Here is an 18240-nt window from a genome sequence, read left to right as displayed (position 1 = left end):
GCATCTTTCGTCCACGCACACACCAAACCATGGGTGAGGTCTGCCTATTTACGCCCACATCACCGGAAAAAATTCACACTCCGCTTGGCAAGGTATGTCTTCCCGCCTCCGTCTTTCAGAAAGTGATTCACACCGCTTCCTGCGCGGAAACGCCTAGCGCGGGCGCGTGTTCCCGGGGCGGTCGAGAATTTCTCGGACGCGGGCGATGAACTGATCCGACTTGAAGGGCTTCTGGAGAAAATTGCCGCGGCTTTCCGGTTCAACCGCTTCCATGACCTTTGCGTCGACGTATCCCGATATGAAAAGCTTCTTTATATCCGGGAAACGCTCCGCGGCCTTCCTGCTGAAATCGCCCCCGCTCATGCCGGGCATGACCATGTCGATTATCAGGAGGTCCACGTTTCCCTCGCGCTCCCCGATCAGGGCGAGCGCCGATTCGCCGTCGGCGGTTTCGATCGCGGTATAGCCGCTCATGCGCAGGAGCCTCGCGATGAGCGAGCGGATCACCGATTCGTCTTCGACGATGAGAACCGTTTCGGTGCCCAAAGCCGGATGCGCCGCTTCCGTCGAGGGCGCCGTGCGCGCATCCGTCCGCGAGGCGCGCGGCAGGTACACGTCAAAGCGCGTCCCCGCGCCCGGCGCGCTCGTCACGCGGATGCCGCCCCCGCATTGCGTGACGATACCGTACACCGTTGAGAGGCCCAGTCCGGTCCCCTCGCCCTTGGGCTTGGTGGTGAAAAAGGGCTCGAAGATGCGCGATATCGTCGCTTCGTCCATGCCGGTGCCCGTGTCCTCCACGGAGAGCACGGTGTAGGCGCCGGGTCGCACGATGAAATGCAGCGCGGGGTCGTCGCGGATGACCTCGCTCGCGGTGCTCACGGTGAGCGTTCCCCCCTTCGCCATCGCGTCGCGCGCGTTAATGACCAGGTTCATGATCACCTGCTCGATCTGTCCCGGGTCAACCTCGACCTTCCACGCGCGGGGCGCGAGCGAGGTCTTGAGCGTGATCGCGGCGCCAATAAGCCGCTGCAGCATGGATTCCATCCCCGCGATGACCGTGTTTATGTTAACGATCTCCATGCGCATGACGGAGTTGCGGCTGAACGCGAGGAGCTGCCGGGTGAGCATGGAGGCCTGTTCGCTTGCGTGCACGATGGCCGACACGTCCTTCGAGAGCGGGTCCTCGGGACGCAGGTGCGAGGCGAGAAGCTCGCTGTAACCGCTGATGACCGCGAGCAGGTTGTTGAAATCGTGCGCGATGCCCCCGGCGAGCCTGCCGATCGCCTCCATCTTCTGCGACTGGAGGAACTGCTGCTCGAGGGTCTTCCTGCGCGTGTCGTCGAAGATGTATCCGTGAATATGCGCCAGCACGCCCTCGCCGTCGAAGCGCCCGATAAAATTTCCCACCGTGTAAATGATCGTGCCGTCGAGCGCCCGCAGCTCAGATTCGAAATACTCGAGCTTGCCCCGGTCGCGAACCGCGCGGAGAAAGGTCTCCCACGAGTGCCCCTCCGGGAAGCGCTCCCCCAGGTTCGCGCCCAGGGCCGCCTCCACGCTCCCGAAGCCGAAGAGCCGCAGGAACGCGGGATTGCACGCGGTGAGCGCCCCGTCCGCGCGGGCGATGAAATTGCCGGTGAGGTCCTCCTCGAAAAATTTCCGGTACTGCTCTTCCCGCTCCCGGAGTTGCTCGTCGATGTCATGCTTGTACAGCGCCATCTCGATCGTCACCAGGAGCTCGCGCTCCTTGAAGGGCTTGTGAATGTAACCGAAGGGCGCGGTGATTTTCGCGCGCTGCATGGTCGCGTCGTCGGTTGAGGCGGTAAGGTAGATGACGGGAAAATCGCCGTGTTTTTTCAGAAGCTCGACGGTCTGGACGCCGTCAAGGCTCCCCTGCAGGTAGATGTCCATGAGGACCAGGCTTACCCTGTTGCGCTCGATGTGCCTCAAGGCTTCTTCGCCCGAGGAGACCATGTGGATGTCGCTGAACCCGTGACGCTCCAGCGTTTCCATTATGTCGAGCGCGAGGATCGGTTCGTCCTCGACTATGAGTATCTGCGTTTTGTACATGCCTCTCGAATGCGTGATGATCGATTTGGTTCCCCGGCACGCGAATCGGTGTTCGTGTTCGCTCCGCCGCGCATCGGGGGGGAGGTGGCCGGGGACCGATAGGACCAGGGCCGGTGGTCGGGACCCTGTGGTATCGGAACCCCCGCATCGCGTTTCCTTCCGTGCGCGCCCATGCGATTACCCGGGTCCGTCTGCGGCAATCAACCTGTTCACAGTGTAAATCCCGGAGACGGTTAAATCAATAATAAAACTTCCCAAAAAACTGTTGTCATTTCGCGTACCGTCTTATAGGATTGAATAACGGTAGAGGGAATAACGTGGAACGAGTGGACATCTGGTTTCTTTCCGACAATGATCGCGGCAGGAAAATGGGGAAATCGATCAGGGAGCTGGGGCTCTCGTGCACGCTCGTGGAGGGAACCGATTTCTCCGCCTGCGAGATAATCAGCGGCACCATAAACATTTTCATTGTCGATATCGGCGGCCTCACCCCGGAGAAAGTGATCGCGTCCATCCAGGCCGACACCAGGCTCAGGAATTTCCTGAAGTTCCTCGTCTTCGGCCGGCAGGAGATCAAGACGGCGATCAAGGCAAGCATGAACCTCCTGCACGTCGAGATCCTGGGCCGTCCGCTCAACAAGCGCGAGTTCATCCTCCTCCTCGAGAAATCAATCGTGGTCGAGCGCTACCGCGAGATGATGAAATACATTTCGCGCGACGCCGAGGAACGGATCGAAACCTTCGAAAGCCTCATGAGCATCAACCGCCGCGAATTCCTGGTGACCGGGCGGGAGAAGGAGGCCTTCGAGCGAATCCTCCACCACGAAAAGCACCTCATGCAGGAGCAGAACCAGCTGAACGGCGCCATCCGCAATTTCACCGATCTCCGGCGCCGGGAGATGTTCGACATGAAGGACCGGATCCGGGCCGAGGAGGTCCTCACCGAGCTTCGCCGCAAGGAGCTCCTCGACGCGAACAGCGTGATCAGGGCGCAGGAGTCCCTCATCGATTTTTCAGCGCAGGAGCTCCACCAGGCAAACCGCATCATCGAGGCCCGGGAAAAGGTCGAGGCGCTGTCAAGGGAGGAGGCGATCGAGCTTCATAAAAAATTACGCAGGGAAATGGCGAAGAGCGAAAAGCTCACCGAAGAGGTGCACAGGCTTCGCCGGCAGCTCAAAGACCGCACCAGCGGGAAGAAATAAGGCGACCTGCCGATATGGAATGGGAGAAAATTCTCGCCTCCTCGGTGGTCAACGGAACCATCAAGGAAATATACCTCAAGAAGATACCGGTGCTCAAAACCTGCAACAACTGGCGTGAGGTCGAGCCCCTGGGATGGGTGGATCACCCGATGACACACAGCCACTACAAGGGGATGCTCGCCAAGCTCAATGGAAAGATTTACTTCGTGCCCGAAAAGATCATCATTGCCCTCTCCGAGTTTATCACCTGGAAAATCGCTCTCCAGATACGGGTGATCAAGGACTGATCCCCGCCCCCTCGTCCTCGAACAGCGTAATGACGGCGTCGCGTTTCTGAGCGATCTTGATGATGGTGTCCAGGTGTCCCCGGTCGATGATCGCGTATGCCGGGGCGATGCGCTCGAAGAAGCCCGCGAGCTGCTCGTTGTTTTCGAGCTCGTCGAGAAGGGACGGGTGGCTCGAGCGAATCACGGTCGCGTCCAGGATCTTGAGCCGAATGGTCTGGTGCTCCCATTCGTTCAGCACGAAGTGAAGGTTCTGGGGGATCTCGTTCTTCGAGCAGCGCTCCAGCGTCGCGAGGAACTCGTCCGGCGACATGCCCCTCTTGTTCGCGCGCACAATCGAGGCACGGCTCAGGCGCGTATGCAGGATCATGTCGTCGCGCACGATCTCGGCGCGCGCCAGGAGGTGGTAGCCGGCCTCCGAGCTTATCTCGTCCTTTGGAATGATCATGGTAAAATCGGGGTTGATATAGACCTTCCTGCAGTCCCCGTCCGTCCCCGGTTCGACGGGCTTCCTTGTCTTCACGAAGCGGTACGCGAGCTCGGCGCCGATATCGCTCAGCTCCACCACGGCACCGTGCGCCTCGATGATGCCGCACAGGCACATGAGCCTTAGCCCCCCCATGCACTGGGCGATCGCCCGGTCCCTCCGGTCTATCAGCGACATGCGGTTTTCCGATTGCGCCGATAGCGCCCCCAGCACGAATTCGGCCAGGAGGATCCCGATCGACCCGGCGGCGGTATCGGAAATGATCTCGAAGAGCGTTCTCACGGCGGCAAGCGCGGGCATCTGGAACGGGGACGGTGCGGGCGCACCCTCGGAATCGGCGGTGTCGAGCGCGCGCAGGACGCGCAGGAGCAGCTTTTGCGGGCTGTCGAGCTCGCGCTCGATGGGCTTGAGCGATATCACGACGGCGTCCCTGGTGAGGGTGCAGCACTTGAGCGCGTGGAGCACGCTCAGGCACAGTTCGGCGGTGCGGTTCGCGGTGAAATCCTCTCCGGAGAGCTCTTCCATGCGCATCATTGCGTCGCAGAGCCGTTTCCAGTCAACCTTCCTGAACTCGCGCTGCTTTGTGTAAAAGAGCCCGAACGACGACACGGTGTCGAAGGTGCTGAGGATGTTCAGCAGGAAATTGTAGTGATTCTGCACCCGGTGCGCGGGCGGCGCCGACGGCGTGATGCCCCGCGCGGCCAGCCCCGGGAAGCGGTCGGGCTCGAGCACGATGAGCGTCTGGAACGGGACCGTGAATACGTGGCGCACGTTTGCGCTCCCGCGCGCACGCACCGCGGCGATCGCCTTTTCGAGCGCGTCGATCGACAGCGCGCGTCCGGCCTCCTCGATGCTTATCACCCCGCCATGGAGAAAGAGCATCTGGAGCAGGCGCTCCTCGTCGGGGGATGCCGGCTTCTCGGGCTTTATCCCCTGCGGCGGAATCTCGCGGAGCAGCGCGCGCGCCGCACTGAAATGGTCGCGCAGCTCGTCCGGCTCCACGGGCACCAGCAGGTCTTGTATCTCCTGGTAGATGTGCACCTTGTCCAGCTTGTTGTGCAGGCGCTGGCGGTTCTTGAATACGTACGCCAGCACCCGTTTTGCGAGCGATGCGGCGTTGCGCTCGATGGCCGCGCCGTCCAGCTTGAGCGCTTTTTCGGCGTCGCCGTAGGTTATGCCGTCGGGCATCCTGATTGCGGCGCGCAGGAGCAGGAGCTCGTCGCGCGCGAGACCGGACAGCAGCGCGTGAATCCCGCTGTAGGTGTTCAGCATCTCCCCCAGGGCGGCGGACCTGTCACCCGACAGTCCGTCGATGTGCAGGACCCGCGAAAGCTCCGCGGCTTCCTCGGGGGTGAGCCTTGAGATGGCTTCGGTCAGTTTTCTCATTTCAAAAAAATGGTGGACATCAAAATTAGCCTATTCTATATAGTTGCAGTTATTCGCGCAATAAAATTTCATTGCCGGAGAAAGACGGCCCGCCGCACCCTCTCCGGACGATCGCCCCGACCACCCAGGGAACGGACCGTACACCAGCGGGGCGGCTCACAAGGAGATACATATGCTGCAGTTTTTGCGGGTGAACAAATCCCTCTCGGAAACCGTCGAGTGTCCGGTTATTTCGGGCGCCAACGCGCTCAGGTTTTTCGGGAGGAGGCTTCTTTATATATTCCTGCTCGCCTACTCGTCCATATTCCTCGCGGTCGTCATTCCCTTCGACGGGACCTACGCAATAGGCGGGGCTCTCATCGCGATCGTGCTGGTGCGGCTCGTAAACCATTTCATGAAGTACTTCGTCTTCAGCGGCGGCAAGATGGTCGTTTCCCCCGCGGCGGTCGAGCTGTACGAAACGGGAGGAAAGGGCGTGCGCGTACCCTTGGACGACATCACCTACGTAGAGGTGAATGTGCTCGGGAACCTCGTCGTGCGGCAGAAATTCGTCGCGAACGCGTTCCCCATCGAGTTGCTCTCCCGCGAGGACAAGGACCGCGTGCTCGCCTGTTTCGAGGACATGGCGCCCCGGCGCAGCGCCCGGCTCAGGAAGGTGTACGATTTCTGCGACGCCGTGCTCGTCGCGTTCATCCTGGCCATGCACATACGGCAATTCATCATCCAGGCCTATTTCATCCCCACGGGCTCCATGGAGGACACGCTCCTCGTGGGAGACCACCTGCTCGTGGAAAAGCTCACCTACGGACCCACCATACCGAAAATGCTGGGCATGGACAAGCCCGTCTGTCTCAAGTGGCCCTGGAGCCGCGCCCCGCAGAGAAACGACATCATAATCTTCATGCCCCCCGGCGAGGATGCGCGCGATTTCATAAAGCGCTGCGTCGCCGTCGAAGGGGACGAGTTCAGGATCCAGGAGGGACATATCTGGATCAACGGGAAAAAGATGAACGAGCCCTACGTGAAGGGAGGGGACGGCATCACCTCGTACTTCGGCTTCCCCGACAAGAAGCTCGACGGCACGGTCCCCAAGGGGATGGTCATCGCCATGGGGGATCACCGCAAGAACTCGAGCGACAGCCGCGCGTTCGGGTACGTGCCCGTGGAGCGCATCAAGGGACGCGCGTTTGTGCTCTACTGGAACACGAAGCAGATTTTCTCCCTCGATTTTTCGAGGCTCAAGCTCATTCGATAGCTGCGGAAGGCCTCCCGTGAGCCGATACCGCGCCGCCGGCACGAGCGCATGAACCAGCAGGTTTTCACGCGGCGCGTGTACATTGCCGGCGGGCTCGTCGCCCTCATCGCCTTCGTGTTCGTCTTCAGGCTGGGGGACCTCCACTTTTCCCCCAGGATACAGATAAGCCCCCAGGATGACAGGCCGGTGCGCCGCGGCCTCATCAGGGACCGCATGGGCGATATTCTCGCGCTCAGCATCGAGCGCGAGTCCCTCTTCGCGAACCCCATGGAAGTCGCGCGCCCCGTGGAAACCGCGGCCGCGCTCGCGGACCTGATCGACCTCCCGCGCGACGTGCTCGTCGAGCGGCTCTCCCGCCCTAAGCGATTCGTCTGGATAAAAAGGCGCCTTGACGACGAGACCGCGGCGAAGGTGCGCAAGCTCTCCCTCAAGGGACTGCATTTAAGAAAGGAATACCAGCGCGTCTACCCGAACGGTCCACTCGCCTCGAACATCACGGGCTTCGTGGGGATCGACAACCGCGGCCTGGAGGGCATGGAATACAAGTTCGACGATATACTCACCGGGAAACGGGAGCGCCCGTTCGACCGGGACGAGGCCGACGTGATTCGCGCGAGCAGCATAACCCTGACCATCGACAGGGTCATCCAGTACCAGGCCGAGCGCGAGCTCGAGTGGGGGGTACGGCGCGCGGACGGGCGCCAGGGCGCGGCCGTCGTGATGGAGGTGAAGACCGGGCGCATCCTGGCCCTCGCGAAATACCCGCCGTTCGACCCCAACAACTATTCCGCCTACACCGACGAGAACAGGAAGAATTTTTCCATCGTGGACTCTTTCGAGCCCGGCTCCACGCTCAAGGTAATCGCGATGGCGGCGCTTCTGGAGTTCGCCCCCTCCGCGCAGAACGAGCTCTATTCGTGCGACGGCAAGATCGACATCGCCGACGCGACCATCAAGTGCACGGGCGAGCACGGCAAACTCAACCTGGACGGCATCATCAAGAACTCGTGCAACGTGGGCATTATCCAGGCGATGAAGCACGTGAGCAAGGACCAGTACCATCAGATGCTCGCGCGCATGGGTTTCGGGAAGCCCACGGGGAGCGATTTCCCCGGCGAAACGGAGGGTATCCTCTACCCGTCCGCGGACTGGTCGGGGCTTTCGAAATACTCGATGTCGATAGGGCAGGAGATATCGGTCTCGTCGCTGCAGCTCACCGCGGCCTTCGCCGCGATCGCGAACCGGGGGGTCTACGTGGTCCCGTCCATCATAGAGAAGATCGAACGGGAGAACGGGACGGTGAGCCAGAACTTCTTCGCGCGCACGAAGGGACCCGTCCTGAGCGAGGAGGTCGCCGCGCGCCTGCTCAAGATGATGCGCGGCGTCGTGGACGGGGGGACCGGTGCGAAGGGGGCTCTCGCGGCCTACGAGGTCGCGGGCAAGACCGGGACGTCACAGAAATCGATGAAACGGGGGGGCTACTACTCCGACCGCTATACCGTGGTATTCGCGGGCATCGTCCCCTACCAGGACCCCGAGCTCTGCATCACGGTCGTGATTGACGAACCGGTGAATTACGCATCCGGCGGCGAGGGCGCGGCGCCGGTCTTCACGCGGATAGCCTCCCGGGCGCTGCCCCTGCTCGGCGTGAAGTCGAAACAATTGCAGGCGGAGGAGCCCCTGGCGAGCAGACCGTCGCAGAAGCAGCCGGACGGGAAACGGGTGCCGGATTTCCGCGGCATGCTCCTGTCCGAATCGCTGCGCACGCTCGCCCAGCTCCAGCTCATCGTGCCCGTGAGCTATACGCTCACCGGGACGGGCCGCGTGTATAAACAGAGCCCGGAACCGGGAAGCGCCCTGAAGCCCAACCAGGCGATCACATTGCAGCTGAATGACCGGTAGCGGGCTGTGGGGAGGACGCATATAAGCGTGTAAGAATAGCCCCCTCAACCATTCGAAAATCCCCCGCACCCCCAATGGGGGCAAAGCATAAGTTGAATATTATATTTGGTTTTGATGTACAAAATGAAAGATGTCCTATTCAAGTCCCCCTTTGGGGGATTTAGGGGGCTGCCTTATAAGAGGTGAAGATTGGTCATAAATTCAATTTAGTTACAAGAGCTTCTCTCCGCCTTGCCGATAAATAGTACGGGCACAATGACACTTCTCGAAAAAAACCTCGCCGTCCTGAAAGAGTTCCAGCCGCGCCTTCACGACGCGGTGGAGGCGGCGGCGCCGGACGACTCGATGCGCTGCGTCCAGGCACGCGACGGGAGCCCCGTGCCGGAAATTACCCTGGCCGGAAAGAAGCTTCTCCTGCACAGCCGCTACGAGCCCCTTAAAGAGGCCGCGCGCTTAATCGACGAGGTGGACGCGCCGGCGTTCACGCTGTTCGTCGTGTGCGGGTTCGCCTTCGCCTACCACGTGCAGGATCTCATGGATCGCGCCCCCGCCGGTTCGACGGTGCTCGTCCTCGAGAAGGACGCCGCGGTCATCCGGCTCGCCTGCGAATGCAGGGATTTATCGGCGCTCTTCGCGGACCGCAGGCTCCACGTGCTCATCGATCCCACCGAGGACATCGTCGCGGAGGAGCTCAAGGGCAAGTCGAGCATGAAGGTCTCCTTCCTCACCCACCGCGGCTCGCACCAGACCGATCCCGCGTACTACAACAACCTGGTCCGCATTGCGAAATCCTACCTTTCGACGAAGGAAGTGAACATCGCGACGCTCGCGAAATTCGAGAAGACCTGGTGCGCCAACATCGCGCGCAACGCCCTGGAGCTCGTCGGGGCGCCGGGGGCCGATGCGTTTTACGGCGTGTTCGAAGGAATGCCCGCGATCGTCGTCGCCGCGGGGCCTTCGCTCTCCATGAGCATCGACTTCATCCGCGCGAACGCGGACCGCGCGCTCATAGTCGCGGTCGACACCTCGTACCGGGTGCTGCGCCGGCACGGGATCGAGCCCCATTTCTGCATGTGCGTGGACCCCCAGCTCGTGAACGCGCGCTATTTCGAGGGAGATACCCCCTCCCGCACTGTGCTCGTCGCCGATCCCACCGTGCACCCCTCGGTGTTCAGGCTGTTCAAGGGGAAGAGGGCGCTCACGGGACTGGCCTTCCAGATGATGAAGTGGATCGAGGAGATCACGGGCCCGCGCGGCGAGCTCGCCTACGGGGGCTCCGTGTCGACGAACGCGTACGATTTCGCGCGGCGCCTGGGCGCGTCCCCCGTCGTGATGGTCGCCCAGGACCTGGCCTTCACGGGGGGCCTCGCGCACGCGCGCGGCTCCTACCTGGACGAACAGGTGTTCCTGCGCACGAGGCGCTTCTACACCCCGCTCATGTTCAACCGCTTCCAGCTCACGGCGCTCCCCCCCGTGTACGTGCGCGGCATACGCACCGCGCGGGTGCGGACGAACCAGAAGATGATGATCTTCCACTCCTGGTTCGAGAAGCGCGCGGACGATTCGCTCGTGAACGCCACGTGGGACGGTGCGCGGATGGGCGCGGTGCGCCACGTACCGCACGACGAGCTCGCGTTCCCCGCGGCGGGGGTCGATATTTTCCCGAAGATAGACGGCCTCCTGGGCTCCGCACAGGCCGGCCGGCCCGCGTACGCCCAGACGCGCGAAAGGCTCGCCGTGCGCTGCGCGCAGATGAGCGCGGAACTGGACCTGCTCCTGCCGGTCCTGGAGCGCGCCGTTACGCTCGCGGAGGACCTTCTCGCGAGGACCCGCACCTGCCGGCTTGACCCCGGGAAGACCGGGTACATCGTGAAGAAGCTCGAGGAGACCGACCGGATCATCGAGTCCGCGCACACGCTCAAGGAGATGATCGGCTTCGCGGCCCAGCGGGTCATCCACACCATCACCGAGGGCTGGGAATGCGCGGAGGGCGAGTGCGAGCTCGCGAACGACGAGCGCGTGGCCCAGCGATCGCTCTACCTCTACCGCGGGCTCCTGGAGGGCTGCGTGTTCAACAAAAAGATGATCGGGAAAATGCACGCCCTGCTGCGCTGAAAGCGTATCACGAAGCAGCCCCCCGCACCCCCGGAGGGGGCAAGGAAATTCAAGTCCCTCATCGAGGGGCAACGACATCTGCCAAATGCATATTCTGCCGATTGCTGAAGTCCCCCTCCGGGGGGTTTAGGGGGCTGTTTTTTAAGGTAACGGCGCTTTTCCCGGGAATTCGCATTTTATGCGAACCGGCTATTTACCCCACGCACAATTTTACATAAATTCTATCTGATATTCGTAAACGGCGTAATCCGCCGGCGGGCGGTATCGGACCCCCGTCAAAAAAAGCGGGCATAGAAAATCATCATGTCGAGGAGAGACGCATATGGCCATATCCATAACCGCATTCGGCTACCCCAGGATCGGGGACAGGCGGGAGTTCAAGACGGGAACCGAAAGCTTCTGGGAGTCCCGGATAGACGAGAAAAGCCTCATGGAGGCGCTGGAGCGGATCAATACGCGCCGGTATGAAAAGCTCGCGGCGGCGGGGCTGGACCTCCTGCCCTCCAACGATTTTTCGCTCTACGACTCCATGCTCGATCACGCGACGATGTTCGGGATCGTACCGGAGCGCTTCGCGGACGTCAAGGACGGGCTCGCGCGGTACTACGCGATGGGGCGCGGGAACGAGCGCGTCCAGGCCTGCGAGATGACCAAGTGGTTCGACAGCAATTACCATTACATTGTCCCCGAGCTTACCGGCGAGTTCAGGCTCGTAAAGAACAGGCCGCTCGAATCCTGGCGCTGGGTGAAGGAGAAAACGGGCCGGGACTCGAAGCCGGTCATTATCGGCCCCTTTACCTTCCTTTCGCTGGGAAAGGTCCAGCCGGGGAGCGGGCCCGCCGGCAACGGAAACGCAAAGCCGTTCGCGGCCATGATGAAGGCGCTGGCGCCGATATACCGGCAGATACTCGAGGAGCTCCGCGCCCAGGGCGTGCGGACCGTGCAGGTGGACGAGCCCGCCCTGGTCCAGGACCGGACCGATGCGGAGATCGATACGCTCATCGAGACGTACCGGGCTATCACGCGCGGCCTTGAGGGGCCCGATATACTGGTGCACACCTATTACGAGAGCCTCTCGGCGTACGAGCGGATCGTGAACGAGCTCCCGGTGAAGGGGATAGGGCTCGACTTCACGGTGAACGGCGACAATTTAAAGAAGCTCGTGAAGCACGGATTCCCAAAAGACAAGATACTGCTGGCGGGCGTGGTATCGGGCCGCGACCCGTGGAGGACCGATTTCATCCGCACGCTCGCCGTCATCCGGGAGATCACCGGCATCGTGGACGAGGAGCGCGTGATCCTCTCCAACGCCGCGCCGCTCTTCCACCTTCCCGTGACCGTGAAGGCCGAACGGGGCCACCTGGACGAGCGGGTCCTGAACATGCTCTCCTTCGCCGACGAGCGCCTCGAGGAGCTCAGGTTTCTGAAGCAGGTCCTGAACGAGGGCGCGCCCGTGCCCGTGAATTATAGCGCGGCGCTCGCGGAGGCGTTCACGAAACCGGACGTGCGGGCGAAGGCGGCCGCGGCGCGCGAGTCAAGCGTGGGGCGCCCGCACCCGTTCTCCGCGCGCTACGAAAAGCAGAGGGCGCGGTTCGCGCTTCCCCTTTTCCCCTCGACCACGATAGGAAGCTTTCCCCAGACGAAGGAGGTCCGCGCGAAGCGGGGCGAGCTCGTGAAGGGGGCGATCACCCAAGCGCACTACGACGAGTTTATCCGGGAAAAGATCCGCGAGCTCGTCGCGCTCCAGGAGGACATAGGGCTCGATATTCTGGTCCACGGGGAGTTCGAGCGCACCGACATGGTGGAATTTTTCGGGCAGAAGATGGACGGGTTCGCCTTCACCGCGAACGGCTGGGTGCAGTCGTACGGCACGCGCTGCGTGAGGCCGCCCATCATCTACGGCGATATCTCGCGCCCGGAGGCCATGACCGTGAAGGAGGTAGTGTACGCGCAGTCACTCACGAAGAAGCCCATTAAAGGGATGCTCACGGGCCCTGTTACGATTCTCAACTGGTCCTTCTGCCGCAGGGACATCCCCCGGGAGGAGGCGGCCTACCAGATCGCGCTCGCGCTGCGCGACGAGGTGCTCGACCTCGAGAAGGCCGGGATAGGGATCATCCAGGTGGACGAGCCTGCGTTTCGCGAGGGGCTTCCCCTTAAAAAGGAGAAGCAGCGCGACTACCTGAACTGGGCGATCAAGGCCTTCAAGCTCACGTGCGATTCCGTCAGGGAAGACACGCAGATTCACGCGCACATGTGCTACTCGGAATTCAACGAGATCATCGATTCGATCTACGCCATGGACGCCGACGTCATCTCGTTCGAGGCGTCGCGCAGCCGCGGCGAATTGCTCGAGGCATTCGAGAAGTTCAAGTACGACCACGGTATCGGCGTAGGTGTGTACGACGTGCACTCGACGCGGGTTCCCCCGGTCGAGGAGATGCGCGCCGTGGTCGAGCGGTCGATCCGGTTGATTGATAAAAAGCTCTTCTGGATCAATCCCGATTGCGGTCTCAAGACGAGGGGCATGAAGGAGACCGTCGCCGCGCTCCGGAACATGGTGGAGGTGTCGCGCGCGCTCAGGGGGACCCTGGGGGGGTAAGGGTGGCACGGCGCGCCGGGCGTTGTAAGGGAGTGTTATGCGTAACGCCTGCGTGGGCCGCACTTGGCTATCCCATCACCCGCTTCCCCTGGCAGGGGCATTGCTTGCGACTTTCTTTGTGCGGCCAAAGAAAGCCGCCACTCAGGCGGCGTGGTGTCTGAGTCGGTGCTGGTGATCTTGCTCGCGCATGCGCGCTGCGATACACCTCCTGTGTGGCTCGCGCGCAGCCTTCCGCTCGGGCCTCCTGCCCTCGCGTATTTGCGATAAGTAAGTGAATCAGGATGCTCATGTGCAGCGCAATCAGCTATGACATCGCCCCCTGAGCCCGTCGAAGGGTGGCTGGACAGAAACAGGAATGATCTGGGAAAGTCATTCGCGTCTATTCGCGTGCATTCGCGGTTAAACTATTCCCCTCCCTCGATGGGAGGGGCGAGGGGAGGGTGAGGCGCCCGGGGAATGAGGCGTGGTCCCCTAAACCAATTTTATGACATGAACGACTTCACCTGCGAATTCAGGTCGTCTGCCATGTCTTTCACGCCTTTTGACTGGGACAGGAGATTTTCGGACTCGTTGGAATTGTGCTGGGTGATCTCGTTGACCGAGGAGATGGATTTTACGATTTCGCCCACCGCGTTCTTCTGTTCGGCCGTCGATGATCGTATATCATCGGAGCGAATCCGCACCGTGGCGGCGTCCGCGTTGACGTCGCGGTTGATGCCCTGCTGGACCGTCATGTAGTGCGCGATATCGCCAATCATGCCGCTGATCCCGGTCACGCCTTTTATGATGTCGCTTATAACCGCCACGGTCGTATTCATGTTGGACGTGCCCTTGCGGATCTCATCGGTGTTCAGCTTTATCAGGGAGTCGATATCCTTGAGACTCGAGGCAGTCTGGTCCGCAAGCTTCGAAATTTCATCGGCCACGACGGCGAATCCCCTGCCGGCGTCCCCCGCCCGGGCGGCCTCGATGGCTGCGTTCAGGGACAGGAGATTTATCTTGTCCGATATATCGTTGATGATCCCGATGATATCGGTCATCTTGTCGGAGCTGCCGCCTATCTTGCCCATTCCCTCGCTCATGGAGTTGATGGACGTTTCTCCCGCCTTCGCCAGCGACGATATCGTATCGGCCGCGCCGCTGGCTTTCGCTATTTTGTCGCCCATTTCCCGCATGCTCCCGGACAGCCTTTCGAGCTTGGCCATCAGTTCATTGAGGCTTGCGACCTGCTCGTCGGCGCCCTGGGCGATGGAATCGCTGCTCGCCGAAACCTCCTCTATGGTCGCCATGATCTCCTCGGCAGCCGAGGCCTGGGACTGCGAATTTTCCAGGAAATTCATCGAGGTGTCGGACAGCTTCTCGGACGCGCCGGACAGTATGCCCGCCGAATCGCTCGCGGAACCGAGAAGCGCGGAAATCTTGTTGTATTGATCGTCCTTCTTTCGGGTGTCCTCTTCGGATTTGCGCAGCGCCCCTTCCGTGATGGACAGGATCAGCTGCGACAGGATGAATATGACCACGATGGAAAAGCCGCTGTCCACCACGCCCGCACGCGCCGCGCTCAGGCTTACCGGGTCCAGGCGGTCGCGCACGAGTATGAAGAACACGATATCCGCGGCCAGGAACAGCAGGGACGTCATCCAGATCACATGCCTGGAACAGAAAACCGTCGCCATCACCATGGCGCCGGTCATGAAGTAAATATAGGAAGTATAGCCGTTCTCGGGTGAAAGTAACAGCTTCGACATGAGACCGATCGTGAGCGCGATGGCTAGGGTAAACACCATGGTGTTGGCGGCCACATTATATTTCCCCTTGCGCAGAAATACCAGCGACACGATCACCGAGACGAATATGATCATGGCCGCGGCGCTCGCCTGCAGGAATATGTTTTCATTCAGGACAATTTTAAATACCAGGACCAGCGCCGGAAGCATAACGCAGAATGCCAGCAACAGGTACAACAGGGTGAGTGATTTTCTCTGTATCAGGTACGTTGCATCAGCATAGCGGGACAAGAAAAATGATTTCATGAACATCTCCCCGTGCGTCCAGTCTGGATGCGGCAGGGCCGAAGCGGCGCGCACTGCGCGGCCCGGTCTTGACCGATGAGATAAATTGTCTGTATATATTTCAGGCAAGGGCGTATCGGCCGTCAACCGTAAATCGGGGTGGGCGGGGCTGTTTTATTTTCAAAGCGCAATCATCCTTCGGGTTGTTGCGGAATGCAATGGAGTTGCCGCAGCTTTTGCGCAGTCGCCGTGAGCCGATCCACGCGGCATAACGCGAGTCCCGCGGGTCCCCTACGGGGGGGGTGCCCCTGGGCGGGGGATGCGTATGCGAGGAAGAGAGGGGCCAGCCCCTCTCCTCCTCGCGCTCCTCCTCACCCCGCTCGCTCAAGCGCCGCGAGGGGCTGGCCGCCCGAACTCGCCTCGCCGGCTGCGCCGGACTCGCCTCAAACAAGCGGGCTAATATGGTTTGCCGCTGGCGCGGCGATCTAGGTCTTATTTCCTGTTCCAGATGCCCCGAGTACTGCTTTCAGGGGCTCTTCCACGCTTCCGGGGACGTGTTGCACACAAGGCTTTGCTTTTAGGGAACCGGGAAGGAACGCTGATTAATGAAAGAGAATACATGTGTGCAGCGCAATCTGCTAAGACGTCGCCCCCTGAGTCTGTTGAAGGGCAGCCGGGCATATCCAAGAATGATCTGGGAAAGCCATTCGCGTTTATTCGCGTGCATTCGCGGTTAAACTATTCTTGGTACATGGTCGTGAACCGCGAATAAACGTGACTGGTTCGAATTCGTGGGGGATGCTTATGTATCTTCCCCTCCCTTGATGGGAGGGGCCAGGGGAGGGTGAGGCGCCCGTGGAATGAGGCATGCAATTATCGGGTTTGTAGAGGCGTGCCGCCGGCACGCCTCTACAAACCCGAACGTCCCTGCGTATCCGAACTCCCCTACATTCCCGCACGTCGTATCGTTTCCTGTTTCTATACGCTGCCTTCCGGCGCGTCATCCGCGAGGCCTTTTCAACGAATGCGCTTATGAAGAGATGATAACCGGTCCTCCCGAGCGTTTTTCCCTCCCGGTTCCAGATTAACTTTTCGTTTTCATCGAGCCTTTGCCAGCGCTTCACGGCCGACGCTATGAGTGCACGCCGGGCCTGTTGCCGGGGGGTGCGGGGATTGGGCGGGATGAAATGGGGGCGCGCGTAGATCCTGCCGTTTCTGGTGTAAAGGACGTGGCTTCCGTACCTTCCGTGGGCCTCGACGATGAGGGTACGGACGTACGGGGGGAGGATGTGCGCGATATCGGTCTTCATGCCGGCGGTACCTGCCTCTTGAAATTTCATGTATCAGACAAAAATCCGGGCCTTTCGGGATTTCTCATCCGGGAGGCCGCGGCTTGGAATGTCCGGAACGGGACAGCGGCCTTTTGTGAAGCGCTGTTGTCTCTTTCTACGATGGAGGCGGGAGAAATATGGATAAAATTTATCAGCGGGGCTGGAATTTTCGTGAGAATATATATCGGCGAACCGGCGCGATTGGAGGTTTGGGGGAGATGGTGGGAGGATGATTGGTGGATAGACGGAGCGAAAGGGGCATGGGAATCGCGGGGGGCGCGGGTCCCCTGCGGGGGGGTGCCCCTGGCAGGGGATGCTTTCACGAGGGAGAAAGGCCCGCGTGGCCTCTCTCCCTCGTGGCTCCCACTCTCCCCGCTCCTCGCCGGAGGGGCTGACGCCCGAACTCGGCTCGCCGGCTGCGCCGGACTCGCCTCAAACAAGCGGGCTATCGTGGTTTGCCGCTGGCGCGGCGATCTAGGTCTTATTGCTCGTTCAATATGCTTCGAGTACTGCCTTCAGCATAATTTCCGTAATTACCGGGACTTGGTTCTTCAAAGACTTTTCTTTTAGGAAACGGGAAGGCTTTCGGGAGCTTTGTATTTTTCTTGTAATTCAGGCACATTTAACGTATCCTCTCCCTGCGCTTCCCGAATATGGAGCGTGCTCGTTTTCCATTACGCATACAGTTCTTCTTGTTTTGTCAAAGGAAAGCGTTTTAAAACTCCATAGCCGGTACCGCATCGGCTTCGTTCAAGTGTGTGTATGTGAATGGGGATGCCTCCCCGGAGTGAGTCCATATACACGACTATGAGTTACGCAGAATAACTCGCCAATTTATTTCTATAATTCAGGAGTACAATAATGGACTATTTTCTTAATCACATAATTGAAATTATAAATTTAATCGCAGTATTATTTTTTATGTTCTTTTCATCTTACTTTAAGAAAAAAGGTGAGAATCTTGCCACAAAAGAAGATATTAAAGATATTACAGACATAATAGAAAACACTAAAAATAAATATATATCTGGAATTGAAGAGTTAAAAGCAAGATTTGTTATTTATTCCGATTCAAATTCTAAAATTCAAGAAAATGCACGTAATTCATTAATTATCTTTTTTGAGGATTGTTTATTACTATTAAGTGAAAAGTTACGGTTCAATTATGGAAATTTTCCTGCTGACGGTGGTAAATCATTATTTGAGTATCAAAAATCAACTGAAGAATTATTCACAAAGATTTATGCTGATCACTATAGAATTCTTTTATACTTTTTTGAAAATGTCGAAATTAAAGCCGCAGCAGCAAAAATTGCTGTGCAAATGACATATGTTGCTGAAATATTTAGGAAAGATTTTGGAAAAGTAAAAACAGCATTGATAAATGAAATGAATAGTAAAAACAAGGAAATATATGAAAATGCTGTTATCGAAACAAATGAAATTTCTAAACAGTTTTTTTCTAAAATAGTACCAGAGAGAGATAAATTTCACACCCTTTTTAATGATTATCTACAAACCCTTAATAAACATATGGGAGTAAATATGGATTTTATTAATAATATATTAAAAAATAATTCGTTATAATGGCGAGTTA

General features: G+C 59.3%; 10 protein-coding genes. 7 read left to right on the top strand and 3 right to left on the bottom strand.

The window, feature by feature from the left end; genetic code table 11:
- Positions 1-153: 153 nt before the first annotated feature.
- Positions 154-2067 (bottom strand): hybrid sensor histidine kinase/response regulator, encoded by a 1914-nt coding sequence (locus EPN93_08995; GenBank protein TAL36113.1) that lies wholly within the window; start codon positions 2065-2067, stop codon positions 154-156.
- Between the two features lie 317 nt (positions 2068-2384).
- On the opposite strand from EPN93_08995, the gene EPN93_08990 reads away from it, so the two are divergent.
- Together EPN93_08990 and EPN93_08985 are read left to right on the top strand one after the other, a co-directional pair.
- Positions 2385-3269: a hypothetical protein gene (locus EPN93_08990; GenBank protein TAL36112.1), complete on the top strand. Its 885-nt coding sequence runs from the start codon at positions 2385-2387 to the stop codon at positions 3267-3269.
- Positions 3270-3283: 14 nt separating this feature from the next.
- Complete coding sequence (locus EPN93_08985) at positions 3284-3556, top strand: hypothetical protein (protein TAL36111.1); 273 nt, start codon at positions 3284-3286, stop codon at positions 3554-3556.
- Here the strand turns inward: EPN93_08985 and EPN93_08980 are convergent.
- Entirely contained in the window at positions 3546-5426 is a 1881-nt protein-coding gene (locus tag EPN93_08980; GenBank protein ID TAL36110.1) for a hypothetical protein, read from the bottom strand. The two genes, EPN93_08985 and EPN93_08980, sit on opposite strands and share 11 nt — an antisense overlap.
- A gap of 172 nt (positions 5427-5598) precedes the next feature.
- Between EPN93_08980 and lepB the strand changes: the two genes are divergently transcribed.
- The 4 genes from lepB (at position 5599) to metE (ending at position 13300) form a co-directional block, all read left to right on the top strand.
- Positions 5599-6681 carry a signal peptidase I gene (lepB, locus tag EPN93_08975; GenBank protein ID TAL36109.1) on the top strand — a complete coding sequence of 361 codons (1083 nt, stop codon included), beginning with the start codon at positions 5599-5601 and terminating at the stop codon, positions 6679-6681.
- A gap of 48 nt (positions 6682-6729) precedes the next feature.
- A complete protein-coding gene (locus tag EPN93_08970) occupies positions 6730-8583 on the top strand; it encodes a PASTA domain-containing protein (GenBank protein TAL36108.1) in 1854 nt (617 codons plus the stop codon).
- 255 nt (positions 8584-8838) lie between these two features.
- Complete coding sequence (locus EPN93_08965; protein ID TAL36107.1) at positions 8839-10698, top strand: DUF115 domain-containing protein; 1860 nt, start codon at positions 8839-8841, stop codon at positions 10696-10698.
- Positions 10699-11020: 322 nt separating this feature from the next.
- Positions 11021-13300, top strand: a complete 2280-nt coding sequence (gene metE / locus EPN93_08960) for a 5-methyltetrahydropteroyltriglutamate--homocysteine S-methyltransferase (protein ID TAL36106.1) — start codon at positions 11021-11023, stop codon at positions 13298-13300.
- A 482-nt stretch (positions 13301-13782) separates the two neighbouring features.
- Here metE and EPN93_08955 read toward each other — a convergent pair whose 3' ends face one another.
- On the bottom strand, positions 13783-15339 hold the full coding sequence (locus EPN93_08955) for a methyl-accepting chemotaxis protein (protein ID TAL36105.1): 1557 nt from the start codon (positions 15337-15339) through the stop codon (positions 13783-13785).
- A 2165-nt stretch (positions 15340-17504) separates the two neighbouring features.
- Here EPN93_08955 and EPN93_08950 point away from each other — a divergent pair.
- Positions 17505-18230, top strand: coding sequence for a hypothetical protein (locus EPN93_08950; protein TAL36104.1), 726 nt, complete (start codon positions 17505-17507; stop codon positions 18228-18230).
- Positions 18231-18240 lie beyond the last annotated feature (10 nt).

This window comes from Spirochaetota bacterium, from assembly GCA_004297825.1.
In the GTDB taxonomy this organism is placed as follows: Bacteria; Spirochaetota; UBA4802; order UBA4802; family UBA5368; genus FW300-bin19.
The sequence above is the reverse complement of the archived record's forward strand: the minus strand, read 5'-3'. Positions and strand labels throughout refer to the sequence as shown.